The 14636-nt window shown below is 62.3% G+C and carries 11 protein-coding genes and 2 pseudogenes; 1 reads left to right on the forward strand and 12 read right to left on the reverse strand.

The features are described 5' to 3' along the window. Window positions 1-5: 5 nt before the first annotated feature. The 10 genes and pseudogenes from G7067_RS14680 to G7067_RS09745 form a co-directional block, all read right to left on the reverse strand. Window positions 6-317, reverse strand: a complete 312-nt coding sequence (locus G7067_RS14680) for an endolytic transglycosylase MltG (RefSeq protein ID WP_280115704.1) — start codon at window positions 315-317, stop codon at window positions 6-8. Continuing rightward, window positions 314-805, reverse strand: coding sequence for an endolytic transglycosylase MltG (locus G7067_RS14685; RefSeq protein ID WP_280115705.1), 492 nt, complete (start codon window positions 803-805; stop codon window positions 314-316). The genes G7067_RS14680 and G7067_RS14685 overlap by 4 nt, the downstream gene beginning before the upstream one ends. Then, on the reverse strand, window positions 802-1062 hold the full coding sequence (locus G7067_RS14340) for a flagellar basal body-associated FliL family protein (protein WP_244301049.1): 261 nt from the start codon (window positions 1060-1062) through the stop codon (window positions 802-804). The genes G7067_RS14685 and G7067_RS14340 overlap by 4 nt, the downstream gene beginning before the upstream one ends. Next, window positions 1059-1556, reverse strand: coding sequence for a Holliday junction resolvase RuvX (ruvX, locus tag G7067_RS09715; RefSeq protein ID WP_166323827.1), 498 nt, complete (start codon window positions 1554-1556; stop codon window positions 1059-1061). The genes G7067_RS14340 and ruvX overlap by 4 nt, the downstream gene beginning before the upstream one ends. A gap of 3 nt (window positions 1557-1559) precedes the next feature. Next, window positions 1560-4213 (reverse strand): annotated as a pseudogene (alaS, locus tag G7067_RS09720) (alanine--tRNA ligase). A gap of 131 nt (window positions 4214-4344) precedes the next feature. Continuing rightward, a complete protein-coding gene (locus tag G7067_RS09725; RefSeq protein ID WP_166323829.1) occupies window positions 4345-4557 on the reverse strand; it encodes a hypothetical protein in 213 nt (70 codons plus the stop codon). 81 nt (window positions 4558-4638) lie between these two features. After that, a complete protein-coding gene (locus G7067_RS09730; protein WP_166323831.1) occupies window positions 4639-6102 on the reverse strand; it encodes a sensor histidine kinase in 1464 nt (487 codons plus the stop codon). After that, window positions 6095-6832 carry a response regulator transcription factor gene (locus tag G7067_RS09735; protein WP_205881120.1) on the reverse strand — a complete coding sequence of 246 codons (738 nt, stop codon included), beginning with the start codon at window positions 6830-6832 and terminating at the stop codon, window positions 6095-6097. The genes G7067_RS09730 and G7067_RS09735 overlap by 8 nt, the downstream gene beginning before the upstream one ends. Before the next feature lie 124 nt (window positions 6833-6956). After that, window positions 6957-7586: a 30S ribosomal protein S4 gene (rpsD, locus tag G7067_RS09740; RefSeq protein ID WP_166323843.1), complete on the reverse strand. Its 630-nt coding sequence runs from the start codon at window positions 7584-7586 to the stop codon at window positions 6957-6959. A gap of 260 nt (window positions 7587-7846) precedes the next feature. Then, window positions 7847-9127 (reverse strand): replication-associated recombination protein A, encoded by a 1281-nt coding sequence (locus G7067_RS09745; RefSeq protein ID WP_166326044.1) that lies wholly within the window; start codon window positions 9125-9127, stop codon window positions 7847-7849. A gap of 144 nt (window positions 9128-9271) precedes the next feature. Between G7067_RS09745 and G7067_RS09750 the strand changes: the two genes are divergently transcribed. After that, a complete protein-coding gene (locus tag G7067_RS09750; RefSeq protein WP_205881121.1) occupies window positions 9272-10507 on the forward strand; it encodes a DUF349 domain-containing protein in 1236 nt (411 codons plus the stop codon). Window positions 10508-11226: 719 nt separating this feature from the next. Here G7067_RS09750 and G7067_RS09755 read toward each other — a convergent pair. Next, on the reverse strand, window positions 11227-13476 hold the full coding sequence (locus G7067_RS09755) for a RelA/SpoT family protein (protein ID WP_425280675.1): 2250 nt from the start codon (window positions 13474-13476) through the stop codon (window positions 11227-11229). 129 nt (window positions 13477-13605) lie between these two features. After that, window positions 13606-14635, reverse strand: a pseudogene (gene secF, locus G7067_RS09760) (protein translocase subunit SecF). Window position 14636 lies beyond the last annotated feature (1 nt).

A 14636-nucleotide genomic window follows, 5' to 3' on the forward strand; every position in this document is an offset into this window, starting at 1 on the left:
CTCGTTCAGCTGCGCGACCGCCGCTTCGTGATCCTCGACGTTGGTCGTGAACACCGATTCACGCGTATCAAGGTTGACCGCGACAAAGTAGAGCCAATCCCCGGTTCCGGGTTCAGCGCCGCCCCGATCGCGTCACGCCCAGGATTTGAGATCGGCCCCGCGGGCAAGCCCTTGTGCACATAGGTGTTCCAGGGGTTGTCGTCAGCGAGCGCTTCGTCGGTCGACCACACGCTGCCGTCTTCGTGCTGCCCCATGCCGTACTGCGCCGTGGAGTCCATCTGCAGCAGCATGTCCTTGTCGAGTCGATTCTGGATCACGCGCGAAACCTTGCCGAAGTCCTCGATCCTGCCCCCTCACGCTGCACCATCGCGGCGATGGTCAACACGCGCTCGCGGTCATCCTCGGGAACGCCAAACTCGTTCAACACCTGCTTCTGCTGCTCAACGAGGCGCGTAATGGCCTCGACCGCGGTGGTGTCAGATTCGAACTCGTAAGTGGCAGGGAAGAGCCACCCTTCGAGCGAGGTGACCCCCGCTGGTAGACCAAACTGGCTCGGATCCGCCGCAGCAGTCTTCAGCTCCGCGAGCGGGATCCCCGCCCCCGCTGACACGATCTCCAGTGTCTGCGCGACCGATTTTCCCTCCGGAATCATGGCCGTGAACGCCATCCGGTTCGCCGGATCCTGCAGCGCATCCAGGGCAGCCTGTGCACTCATCTGCAACTTCAAACGATACGAGCCCGGGAGGAACTCGACGGGGCCATCCTGCGCAAGTAACAACTCGTAAAAGGCTTCCGAGGTCTTCACCACATCGGCCTCAGCAAGGGAGTTTGCAACGTCTTCGCCGATCTCCCCTCGGTGATGACCACGATGGTCTCGCCGCGCCCCGCACCCTCGTAGTCGTTGCTCGTCCATCCGAGCGCAAGCGAAATGCGATCGCCGAACTGTGACCACAGATACGTGCCCGCCGCTCCGAGTCCGCCGAGCAGCACCACGGCGACGATCACCGAGATGAGGACCCGCTTTCCAGTGGTCTTTGCTTCCCCGCGTGTGCGAGCGCTCATTCTGCTGTGTTCCCCTCGGTTGTCTCGTTCTTCGTCTCGACCACGCTGCCCGCGGCTTCCCCGCGTGAGCGCTCAATATCAAGCGCATGCTGCAGGATCACGACCGCGGCCGCTTGATCAATGATGCTGCGGCTCTGTTTCGATCTCTTTCCAGCCTGCCGCAACTGGCTGTGCGCCGACACCGTCGAAAGTCGCTCGTCCACGAGCCGCACAGCGATGTTCAGAGGCGCGAGCTCCACGGCGAGCTCCTGCGCAAACTCTCGCGCATCATCGGTGGAGGGTGTGTGCTCGCCGCGCAGGTTGAGGGGCAACCCCACAATGACTTCGATTGCTTCGAGTTCCCTCACAAGTTCCGTGATCCGCACGATCGACCCGCCGGGCCGCTCACGCGGCACCGTCTCAACCGGTGTGGCGAGCATGCCGTGTGGATCGCTCTGCGCGACCCCCACGCGAGCCTTTCCGACGTCTATACCGAGACGTACTCCCGTGCGCAAGCCCTAGGCCCCAAGCTCCCGGCGAATCTCAGCGAGCGCATCGGCGATCTTCAGAGGGTCAGTGCCGCCGCCCTGCGCAAGATCGTCTTTGCCGCCGCCACCGCCGCCGAGCACCTGCGCACCCAGTTTGGCGAGGGCACCCGCCTTGACGCCGGCCTCGCGCGCCGCGGCATTCGTCGCAGCGATGACGACCGGTTTGCCCGAGGCCTCGCCCGCGAGCACGACGACCGCCGCTTCGCTGCCGAGCCGCTCGCGCAGTTGCAGAGCCATGCTGCGCAGCTCGTCAGCGGAGCCGACGGTGCCGAGCGCTGCGAGCACCGCGCGGGCACCTCCGATCTGCTCCGCGCCCGCAAGCAGTTCCGGGATCCGCTGCCCCAGCTTCTCGGCTTCGAGCGCCGCGATCTTCTTCTCCGCCTGCTTCAGCTGGGAACCAAGATCCTGCACCTTCGTGACGAGTTCTGTGCGCGGCACCTTCAGGCCGCTCGTCAGCTGCTGCACGATCGCACGTTCGGCAGCGAAGTTGCGGAACGCCTCGATACCGACAAGCGATTCGATGCGACGATTGGTGGACCCGACAGAACTCTCCGAAATGAGGCTAATCATGCCGACCTCCGCGGATCCCGAAACGTGGGTGCCCGCGCAGAGCTCACGCGACCACGCACCGCCGATGTCGACCACGCGCACGCGGTCGCCATACTTCTCCCCAAACAGCGCCATTGCGCCGAGGGCTTTCGCCTCGTCAATGCCCATTTCGCGGGTTACCACGTCATAGTCGGCGCGAATCGCAAGGTTTGAGATCTCTTCGATCTCGCTCTTCGTTTCTGCGGAGAGCGCGTCGCTGTGCGTAAAGTCGAGGCGCAGGTAGCCTGCCTTGTTGTAGGAACCCGCCTGGTGTGCTCCGCTGCCGAGCACCTCGCGCAGGGCGGCGTGCACGATGTGCGTGCCGGAGTGCGCTTGCGTGGCACCGCGGCGGTAGTCAGCGTCGACACGGGTCTCCGCACGCGCGTCGATCCCCACGGTGCCGACAGTCACTTTCACGGTGTGCACGATGAGCCCCGGCACCGGCTTCTGCACGTCGAGCACTTCAGCTTCGAAGCCGTCGCCGACGATGAGGCCCTGATCCGCGTCTTGACCACCCGACTCCGCCCACAGCGAGGTCTCCGCGAGCACGAGCTCGGCGATCTGGCCCTCGCGCGCCTCGGAAACCGGCAGGCCGTCGACGACGATCCCGAGCACGCGGCTTTCGTGGCTGAGCTCGTCATAGCCGGTGAACAGTGTCTCGCCGAGGCCGCGCAGTTCTTTGTAGACCGTCAGGTCCGCCCGCTGGCCCTTCTTGGCTTTCGCGTCCGCCTTTGCGCGATCCCGCTGTTCCTGCATGAGCGTCTGGAAGACGTCAGCATCTACAGAAACACCGGCTTCTTCTGCCACCTCAAGCGTCAGCTCGACGGGGAAACCGAAGGTGTCGTGGAGCAAAAACGCGGTTTCACCCGAGACCGGCTTGCCTGAAGTCTTCGCCTCCGCCACCGCGGTGTCAAGGGTCTGGCTGCCCGATGCGAGGGTCCGCAAGAACGCCTTCTCTTCGGCATATGCGGCGCGAGAAATGAACTCGAAGTCCTGCTCAACCGAGGGATAGGCTGCCTTCATCGCATCGCGCGACACTGGGAACAGCTCGGCAAAGCTCGGTCCCTCAACGCCCAGCTGACGCATAGAACGAGTGACGCGACGCAGCAGACGCCGCAAAATGTAGCCGCGCCCCTCGTTCGAGGGCGTCACTCCGTCTGCGATCAACATGAGCCCCGAACGCACATGATCCGCGATCACGCGCAGCATCACGTCGTCCTCGTGGTTCTCTCCGTACACTTTGCCAGCGAGCTCCGCCGCGCGATCAAGCACGGGACGCACCTGGTCGATCTCGTACATGTTTTGCACGCCCTGCTTGATGAAGGCAACGCGCTCAAGACCGAGGCCGGTATCGATGTTCTTCTTCGGCAGTTCGCCCAGGATCGTGAAGTCGGTTTTCGACTTCACATCGGCAACCTGGTACTGCATGAACACGAGGTTCCAGATCTCCACGTAGCGATCGTCGTCGGTGGCGGGCCCCCGTCGACACCGTATTCGGGCCCCATGTCATAGAAGATCTCGGAGCAAGGGCCCGCGGGGCCGGGCTGGCCGGTAGACCAGTAGTTGGTGTCCTTGCCGAGCTTCTGGATCCGCTCCTCTGGCAGCGTCGAGTGTTGCTTCCACAGTGCCAGCGCCTCATCGTCTTCTTCGTAGACGGTGACCCAGAGATCCTCGGGGCGAAAGCCGAGACCGCCCTCTTCTTCGCTGGTGGTGAGCAGATCCCAAGCGAAAGTAATCGCCCCTTCTTTGAAATAGTCGCCGAAGGAGAAATTTCCGCACATCTGGAAGAAGGTGCCGTGGCGCGGGGTGCGCCCGACCTCCTCGATGTCGTTGGTACGAATGCACTTCTGCACGCTTGTGGCACGCGGGTACGGCGCAGGGACGAGCCCGGAGAGATACGGCACAAACGGCACCATTCCCGCCACCGTGAACATCAGGCTGGGATCATCACTTACGAGTGACGCTGAGGGCACCACGGTGTGTCCGCGCTTCTCAAAAAAATCGAGCCAACGGCGGTGAATCTCGGCGGTCTGCATCCGTTACGTGTCCTTGTTTGAGGTGTTGAAGAATCGTGGTTCCAAAGCCGCCGATTGAGTTTGGCTCGCAGAATCGAAATCAACGGGGCTTCGACTCGCTGCGCTCGCGGGGCCGGCGGCAGAGAGAGGTACTAGCGCTTGTCGGGCAGCGAACTGAGCGCGGCCTCGACATCCAAATGAACCGGGTCTCCCTCGTGGTAGCCCTTATCGAAGGCGCGGTTAAACTCGGCGATCCCGCGATTCACCCGGTCGAAAAAGCGGCGCCCCTCAGGAGTCCTATTGACGAAGTGCGCTGCGACGAACCCCAGCACTGCGCCGCAGACGAGCCATCTGAGTTTCTGCATGTAATCATCCCTTCGTAGCGTGAAACCCGCGCATTCCCTTCCAGCGCAGACACACGCGAACCAGCTTAGCGGGTGAGCCATTCACCCGCGGGGCAACTCCACTGTGAAGCAGGTATCTCCCGGGCTACTTGTCACCCGCACGGATCCCCCGTGAGCCTGAGCGATCGCCTGAGTGATGGCGAGTCCAAGGCCGGTGCTGCCCGTCACGCGAGTGCGCGAACTGTCGCCGCGTGTGAACCGCTCAAACAAGGACGGCAGCTGTTCTTCGGGGATCCCGGGTCCATCATCGCGCACCGTTATCGATACCCATCCCGGCCGATTCACCGCGCTCACCCGGACGCTGGTACCCGCCGGCGTATGGACCCTCGCGTTTGCGAGCAGGTTCACCATCACCTGCTGCAACCTGGCGCCGTCACCGATGACGGTCGTGTCCTCTTCAGGAGCCTCCCAGATCCACTCGTGATCACTTCCGGCTGCGGCGGCGTCGTTCACGGCGTCGGAGATCAGCACCACCAGGTCCACCGGATCCCGAGCAATTTCCTTACCCTCATCGATACGGGCGAGCAGCAGCAGATCCTCAACAAGGGCCGTCATGCGCACCGACTCCGATTCGATTCTGCCGAGCGCGTAGACGACATCTTGAGGGAGTTCAAGCCCCATGCGCTTCGTAAGCTCCGAATAGCCTCGGATTGAGGCGAGCGGCGTGCGCAGCTCGTGGGAGGCATCTGCCACGAAGCGACGCATCTTCTTCTCGCTTTCGTGGCGGGCCCGAAAGGCGTGGGTGACCTGATCGATCATCGCGTTGAAGCCCGAGACTAAGCGGGTAAGCTCCCCCGCACTGCCTGGCCGTAGCTCCTCCGCCCGCTGTAGTTCAACGCTGCCGTGTTCCAGGCTCGTGTTCGCAACTTCCTCGGCTGCGGCAGCGACCAGCTCAAGCGGCCGCAATTCATGCCTCATGTACCAGGCCGCGAGAGATCCGAAAAGGAGACAGCCGAGGACAGCCACGGTCGCCATCGTGAGCCCTAAGGAGGAAATTGTCCGCTCCACCGATGTGAGCGGCAGCCCTGTCACAACGGTGGCACCGTCGCGCTGTTCGAGCGCGAAACGATACCCTCCGAGCCCTTCACCGGGTGAAAGCTCGCGGTGCGAAGCGCTGGGCCAATTGTTGAGGATCTTCGCGAGCTGCTGTGTCGAAAGCATTTGTACGCTGTAGTCGGTGTCGAGATACGCGCCGGTCGCACCATCCGGATCCACCCGGATCACGATCGCACCCGCGGCGACGCCCGGACCCTCAACGATCACTGAGACGTCGCTCTTGGTGACTTGCCCTGGCACTCCAACTCCGCCAGTAATCATGACCCGCGAGGAGAGCATTCCGAGCTCTCCGTCGAGTTGTTCGATCAGCGATGCGCGCAGCGAGGTAAGTCCGATCAGCGCAATCGTTCCCGAAAGCACGATGACGGTGAACGCTAGCGCTGCAACGAGCCGGGTGCGCAACGACCAGTGCGCGGGGCGTAACGATCGCAAAGTTGCTCGCTCAGTCATCGCTCGCCTGCTTCAGAATGTATCCGACTCCCCGCACGGTGCGTATTATGGGCGATCGCCCCGTTTCTAGTTTTTTGCGTAGATACGAAATGTTGAGCTCCACCACCGCCCGGCTGCCGTCATACTCCCCATGCCAGACGCGCTCGTAAATCTTTGCTTTGCTGACCACACGCTGCTCGTTCTCCATGAGGAACAGCAGCAGCTCGTACTCCGTCGAGGTCAGGTTGATCGTTTCTCCGCCACGCTGCACCTCGCAGCTGTGCTCGTTGAGCGTCAGGTCACCAAAACGCCGCACCGGATCCGTTGCCTGCCGAAGCGTCGTCGTCGAGCGGCGGGCCAGCGCGTGTACGCGCGCGACCAACTCATCGAGACTGAACGGTTTGGTGAGATAGTCGTCGCCGCCTGCGCCGAGCCCCGTGAGTCGATCCTGCAGCGAATCGCGGGCGGTCAGAAACAGCACGGGAATCTGATCACCCTCGGAACGCAAGCGCTGCAGCACTTCGAGACCATCCAACTCGGGCATCATGATGTCGAGCACCATGAGATCCGGTTTGAAGTCGGGAATTGAGGCAAGCGCTTCGGCACCGTCTCGCGCGATCCGGGTCTCCCAGCCTTCGTAGCGCAGGGCCATGCTGATGAGGTCAGCAAGCGAGGGCTCGTCGTCAACCACGAGCACACGGGGCTTCTGATCCTGTGCGGTGTCTGCCGCGGTCGCCGTCTGAGTTCGCATGCTCCCAGTCAGCCAGATGATCCTATGCGGATCGTGTGCACGCCCCGCAGATCGGCTGGACATTGCTCACAAACCAAAGGAGGGGCCCCGGCGAACCGGGACCCCTCCTTTGAATTACGCCGTATTAGCGCGCTGCGTAGTACTCGACGACGAGCTGCACTTCACAGGTCACGGGGACCTCGGCGCGCTTCGGGCGGCGAGTCAGGCGTGCCTGCAGCTTGTCGAGCTCAACCTCGAGGTAGCCGGGAACGTTCGGCAGAACCTCTGCGTGGCCACCAGCGGCAGCAACCTGCAGGGGTTCGATGCCCTCGGAGCGCTCCTTCACGTGGATGAGCTGTCCGGGCTTGACGCGGAACGAGGGGCGATCGACGATCTTGCCGTCAACAAGGATGTGGCGGTGCACGACGAGCTGGCGAGCCTGCGCGGTCGTGCGGGCGAAGCCTGCGCGGAGCACGAGGGCGTCGAGACGCATCTCGAGCAGCTCAACCAGGTTCTCACCGGTCAGGCCATCCTGGCGACGGGCTTCCTTGAACGCGATCACGAGCTGCTTCTCGCGGATGCCGTACTGGGCGCGAAGACGCTGCTTCTCGCGCAGACGCACAGCGTAGTCGCTGTCGCTCTTGCGCTTGGTGCGGCCGTGCTGGCCGGGACCGTAGGGGCGGCGCTCCATGTACTTGGCAGCCTTGGGGGTCAGGGCAATGCCCAGTGCCCGCGAGCGGCGGGTCTGTGAGCGGGTACGCGACGTAGTCGACACGTTGATCCTTTCGGGTTTCTGTTTCTCGTGCTTCTGTCTGTGAGGTTCACAGGTCGAAACACATGTTCTCTCGGCCACGCTGTGTCCGCATTGACAACGCCCGACAGGATCACACGACCCGGTCAGACAGCAATGCACGCGACACAGCACACCGTCTTCGGTGAGGGAACGACCAGTGCAGAAACCCGGCTACAGGGCGACTGCCACCTGTTCTCGCGCGCAGCCAGCGGCGGGAACGGTGTAGGCCAACGAAGAGCTTATCAGATTCCGCCGGTGATGCGGCGGATCTTCTCGAGTCGGTCCGCGATCTCGCGTTCATGCCCGCGCGATACCGGTTCGTAGTACCGCCGCCCGACGAGCTCATCGGGGAGATATTGCTGCTCCGAGACGCCACGCGGATCATTGTGGGGGTACTTGTAGCCCTTGCCGTGGCCGAGCCGTTTCGCGCCCGGATAGTGCCCGTCGCGCAGGTGAATCGGAACGAGCCCGAATCGCCCGGCCTTCACATCCGCGATCGCCGCATCAATTGCGCTGATCACCGCATTCGACTTCGGCGCCGTCGCAATGTAGATCGTTGCCTCAGCAAGCGGGATCCGCGCCTCGGGAAGCCCAATCAGCTGCGTCGCCTCAGCCGCCGCGACCGCGATCAGTAGCGCCTGGGGATCCGCCATTCCCACATCTTCAGCGGCGTGAACCATGAGTCTGCGCGCAATGAATCGCGGATCCTCCCCCGCTTCGATCATTCTCGCAAGATAGTGGATCGCGGCGTCAGGATCCGAACCGCGCAGCGACTTGATGAAGGCGCTAATGACGTCGTAGTGCTGATCGCCGTTTTTGTCGTAGCGCAGGAGCGCCCGGTCAATCGATGCCGACACTATCTCGGCCGTAATGACGGGCGTCTCTTCACCCTCGACCCCCGCGAGGGCGGAACCCGCCGCCGCTTCAAGCCCGGTCAGGGCGCGCCGGGCGTCGCCGGAGGCCAGCTGGATCAGCGCATCGAGCGCATCATCGTCGATCCCAACGGTGTCTCCGAGCCCGCGAGGATCCTGAATCGCGCGGGTGAGGAGGGTTCGCAGGTCCTGATCCTGCAACGGTTCAAGTGTGAGCAGCAGCGACCGCGACAGCAACGGGCTGATCACCGAGAACGAGGGGTTCTCGGTCGTCGCCGCGACAAGGGTGACCCAGCCATTTTCTACGCCGGGCAGCAGCGCGTCTTGCTGAGCCTTCGTAAATCGGTGGATCTCGTCCAGAAAAAGCACCGTCGCGATGTCGTACAGATCACGGTCGTTCAGCGCACGCTCCATGACCGTACGGACGTCTTTGATGCCTGCCGTTACCGCGGAGAGCTCAACGAACCGCCGACCACTCGAGTGCGCGATTGCCTGCGCGAGCGTGGTTTTTCCGGTGCCGGGCGGACCCCACAGAATGATCGACACCGCCCCCTGCGAAGCCTCTCCGGCGGCGGCAAGAACCTGCAGCGGTGAGCCGGGGCGCAACAGGTGCTGCTGTCCCACAACTTCATCGAGCGAGCGCGGGCGCATGCGCACGGCGAGGGGTGCCGTGTGTCCGGGAATTGCTGAGGTGCTCACCCTGCCATGCTATCGATGCTCAGCTATGGCATAGTTGGAAGAGTCACATTCGGTCGGCAATCCTGCTGACCCCGTTATCGACAGGTGAGTAGCACGGTGAGCGAAGCGAGCAACGAGAAGCCCTGGGGCCGAGTCGACGAAGATCGTACGGTGTATGTCCGCGAGGGCGACAACGAGCGTGCAGTCGGATCGTTCCCAGACGGTACCCCCGAAGAGGCGCTTGCCTACTTCACTCGGAAATTCTCAGATCTCGAGGGTCAAGTGACTCTCCTCGAAGCCCGCATCGCGCGCGGCACCGCCGAGGGGTCGGTCGCGGAGACCGTCACGAAGCTGCAGGCGCAGTTGGTTGAGCCCGCAGCTGTTGGTGACCTCGCCAGCCTCCGAGCGCGCGTCGAGAAGCTCGGCGGAAAAGCAGCTGAGCTCAACGAGAAACAGCAGGCAGAGCGTGAGGCAGCGCGCCAGGAAGCGCTCGCGAAGCGCGAAGCGATCGCTGTTGAGGCGGAACGCCTTGCCGCACAGCCGGAAGCTTCCATCCGTTGGAAAGACACGAGCCTCGCCTTCGAACAGCTATTCAACGATTGGCAGGCCGCTCAGAAGAACGGACCCCAGGTCGCGAAGTCGCAGGCCGACGCACTGTGGAAGCGCTTCCGCGCTGCCCGGCAGAGCTTCGACACGGCTCGCCGCGCTCACTTCGCGCAGATGGACGCCACAAACAAGGACGTGAAGCAGCGCAAGGAGCGCATCATTGCCTCCGCAGAAGCGCTTGCCCCCCGAGGAGTCGACGGTATTTCCGCATATCGCTCGCTGCTTGACGAGTGGAAGAACGCAGGGCGCGCCAGCCGCAAGATTGACGACCAGCTCTGGGCCCGATTTAAGGCCGCTGGCGACGTGCTGTACCAGGCGAAGGCCGCCGAGGAAGCACAGTCCAGCGAAGAAGAGGCCGCGAACCTCCTCGCGAAGCAGGCCCTGCTCGAGGAGGCTGAGCCGATCCTTGCGGAGAAGGATCACGTTGCAGCGCGCAAACTGCTCACCGCTATCCAAATCCGCTGGGATGAAATCGGCCGCGTGCCGCGCGCGTCGCTGCGTGACACCGAGGCTCAGCTGCGCAAGATCGAGGACCACGTCAAGGAACTTGAGGACGATCACTGGAAGAAGTCGAATCCAGAGACGAAGGCGCGCAGCGAGGGTCTTCGTGGCCAGCTTGAGGACTCGATTGCCGATCTCACCGCGCAGATCGCTGCGGCTGAGGCCGCCGGCGACAAGAAGGCGAAGGCGGAGGCTGAATCAAAGCTTGCGACCCAGCAGTCTTGGCTCGCAGCGCTCGGGGATTAGCGCGTTTTTCAACCTCCGCTCACAGGCGACTGAACCAGCGTTCCGCGGAATAGTTCTCCACAGATTTACTGCGAGGCCGCACAAGACGGCTTAAGGGTGCACGCTTGAACGCATGGATCTTTCAAGCGTGCACTCGTTCGTCCCGCAAGCCATTCGCTCGCGGCCGCCGCCCTCGCCACCCGACCTCATGGGCTGGAGCCAGGCTGAGCGTTCTGCGGAGACCATCCGGGGGACGCTCGTGAGATGCGGCCCTGGTCTCAGACTCGCGGCGTGGCCGGAAACACCAAGGGTTCGAGCGTACGCTCTCGCACCCTGGCTCGCTGGCAACAGAATCGCGGTCCGTCTCACCGCGGCGTGGGTGTGGGGCGCAGCGCGCAACGCACGGCTACCTCTGCAGCTTTCCACGAGGTATGGTCGCAGAGCACGCTCATCCGGCACGCCGGACTATGATCTCCAGCAACTGGTGATTCGCGAAGATGACGTGCAGGAGTTCGGGCCCTACGCGGTCACAACACCGCCGCGCACGATTATCGATTTGATTCGAAACCCAAGCGAGCTCGACCTGCACAGCCGGGTCGCGTGTCGTTTACTCTTCGCACTTGTGCCGGGAGGCCACGTTTCAATCCGGGAGGCACTGCTCGCGGGTCCACGACCCTATCGAGCGCAGGCCCTACGGAAGCTCGAGATCTGCGCGGCAGGCTAGCCGTTCCGCCGCGTGACTACGACGTGATGCGGTAGACGTCGTACACGCCGTCGATGCGGCGAACGGCGTTCAGTACATGGTCAAGATGGGTTGCGTTCGCCATCTCAAATAGGAAACGGCTGATCGCGAGCCGAGAAGTGGAGGTATTGACCGAAGCAGAGAGAATATTGACGTGGTGCTCCGAGAGTGTGCGAGTCACGTCAGAGAGAAGTCCCGAGCGGTCGAGCGCTTCCACCTGGATCTGCACCAGGAAGACACTCTTTGACGTTGGGGCCCATTCAACCTCAACCAGGCGCTCCTGTTGGTTCTGCAACTGTTGGTAGTTGTGGCAGTCAAGCCGGTGTACCGAAACACCCTGCCCTTTCGTCACGAAGCCGCGGATCTCGTCACCCGGCACCGGAGTACAGCACTTCGCGAGCTTGGCGAGCACATCGCTCGCGCCGGTAACGACGACACCGCTTGTGGAGTTCGGCTTACTCACCCGTGGCGATTCGATGATCGGAAGGGTCGCGAGAGCAGGCTCAGTAGACACCTGGTCATCAAAGACGAGCGCAGATACTTTCTCGAGCACCGACTGGGCCGAGACATGCCCCTCACCGACCGCCGCATAGAGCGCGGTAACATCCGCGTAGCGCAACTGCAGGGCGACTTGCTGCAGCGCAGCGGAGTTCATCACCTGGTGCAGCGGGAGTCCCTGCTTACGCAGCGCCTTTGTGATCTCGACCTTGCCTGTCTCAGCCGCCTCTTCGCGGCGTTCCTTCGTGAACCACTGACGGATCTTATTCTGAGCGCGCTTGCTCTTGACGAAGTTCAGCCACGCCTTGTTCGGGCCAGCGTTTGGATCCTTCGAAGTGAAAACCTCAACGACGTCGCCGTTCTGCAGTGCCGTTTCCAGTGGCACGAGCCGCCCGTTCACCCGTGCACCCATCGTGCGGTGTCCGACCTCGGTGTGCACCGCATACGCAAAGTCAACGGTCGTGCCGCCTGCCGGCAACCCGATCACGCGGCCCTTCGGAGTGAAAACGTACACCTCTTTGGCGCCAATCTCGAAACGGAGGGCGTCGAGAAATTCGCTGGGGTCCTCTGTTTCCGCCTGCCAGTCGGAGATGTGCGCGAGCCAAGCCATGTCGTTCGAGCTCGGGTTCTGCGAGCCCTGCTGTCGCTGCTTATACTTCCAGTGCGCCGCAACGCCATATTCCGCACGCTGATGCATCTCAACGGTGCGAATCTGAATCTCAACGGCACGGCCGTCAGGGCCGATCACTGTGGTGTGGAGCGACTGGTACAGGTTGAATTTCGGCGTGGCGATGTAATCCTTGAACCGCCCCGGGATTGGTGTCCAGCGCGCGTGTACGGCCCCCAGCACGGCATAGCAGTCGCGGATCGAGTTCACAAGCACTCGGATTCCTACGAGGTCGTAGATATCGTCAAACTCACGACCGCGAACGATCATCTTCTGGTAAATCGAATAGAGCTCTTTCGGACGCCCCGTGACCTCGCCGCGGATCTTCGCCTCACGTAGATCCGAGTTAATCGACTGGATGACCGCGCCGACCACCTCGTCGCGCTGCGGGTTCCTCTGGCTGACCAGGTTCTCAATCTCCGCATAGAGCTTGGGCTTTAGTACGGCAAAGGAAAGGTCTTCAAGCTCAGACTTCATCGACTGGATGCCGAGCCGGTGAGCGAGCGGAGCGTAAATCTCAAGTGTCTCTTGAGCCTTCCGCTTCGCCGAATCCCCCGAAACAAAGCCCCAGGTTCGCGCGTTGTGGAGCCGATCCGCGAGCTTGATGACAAGTACGCGAATGTCACGCGACATCGCGACCACCATCTTGCGGACGGTCTCCGCTTGCGCCGAGTCCCCATACTTCACTTTGTCCAGCTTGGTGACGCCGTCAACGAGCATCGCAATTTCCTCGCCGAACTCCTCCGTGAGCTGTACCAGCGAGTAATCGGTGTCTTCAACGGTATCGTGCAGCAGCGCCGCAGCGATCGCTACTGGCGCGATACCTAGGTCGGCGAGAATCTGGGCTACCGCAATGGGATGGGTGATGTAGGGCTCACCACTTCGACGTTTCTGGCCACGGTGAGCGCGTTCAGCCACCGTGTAGGCGCGCTCAATCATGGAGAGGTCTGCCCGAGGGTGATTGCCTCTCACCGTCCGAACCAGCTGGTCAACCGCGCCGGGAGAACTCCCGCGCGAGAAGATCCTTGGTACCAGACGGCGCAGTGACGTAGTCGCACTCTGCGCGGTATCGTTCACTGCCACGACCAACCTCCCTTGAATGATTGAACGCTACACCACAGTCCACCATTCCTGCGAAACGGCGAGCTGCCACCAAGGAAATGGTCCCCCGCTCAGAACAAGCGTTCAGGGCGAGGGACCATGATTGCGCGGTTAGCCGTTGCTGACTTCTGGCTCATTGGAGAGCGCTTCGGACTCTTCCTTCTCGCGAGCCTTCAGCACCTTCGCATCTCGCTCTTGAACCGATTTCTCTCCCTCACGCAAGTGCGCGTAGACGGGGCGGCGATGAAGATCGTTGAGTAGGCCCCGACGAAAATTCCGATGAAGAGCGCGAGCGCAATATCGCGCAGCGTTCCCGCACCCAACGCAAAGGCACCGATAAAGAGAATCGAAGCAACCGGCAGCAACGCTACGACTGAGGTGTTAATCGAGCGCACCAGAGTCTGGTTGACGCCGAGGTTCACCGCTTCAGCAAAGGTGCGTCGGTCCCCCATCTCGCCCGGTGACGTGTTCTCGCGAATCTTGTCAAAGACCACCACTGTGTCGTACAGGGAGTAGCCCAAGATCGTAAGGAACCCGATCATCGCCGCGGGGTAATCTCAAAGCCGGAAAGCCCATAGATTCCCGCCGTGATGATGAGGTCATGGAACAGCGCTGCCATCGCCGCGAGCGACATCTTCCAGGTGCGGAAGTACAGCGCCATCACCACTGTCGCGAAGACAATGAAGACGACGAGTGCGATCAACGCCTGTCTCGTAATGTCTTGACCCCAGGCTGGGCCCACAAAGGAGTAGGTAACATCGGCTTCCTCTACTCCGTAGGCCTTTGCAAGCGACGCCGTGACCGCGAGATTCTCTGATTCTTTCAAGGCCTCGGTCTGAACACGCACATCGGTGGGGCCAAGCGCTGAAACGCGCGGTGCGCTTGAGGAAAGCACCTCCACGACCGCTTGCTCAGCAATCTTCGGATCGCGATCCTGCCCCTCAGCGAGGTGTACCTGGAATTGACTTCCCCCGGTAAATTCGATGCCGAAGCTGAAGCCACCGCGCAGGACCGGCCCGAGAATAGCGATCAGGATAAGCAGCGCGGAGACCATGTACCAGGTCTTGCGGCGACCGATGAAGTCGATCGACTTCTCACCGGTGTAGAGCGCATTTCCAAATTCGGAGAATGAGCGAGCCATG

Source organism: Leucobacter insecticola (genome assembly GCF_011382965.1).
GTDB lineage: Bacteria > Actinomycetota > Actinomycetes > Actinomycetales > Microbacteriaceae > Leucobacter > Leucobacter insecticola.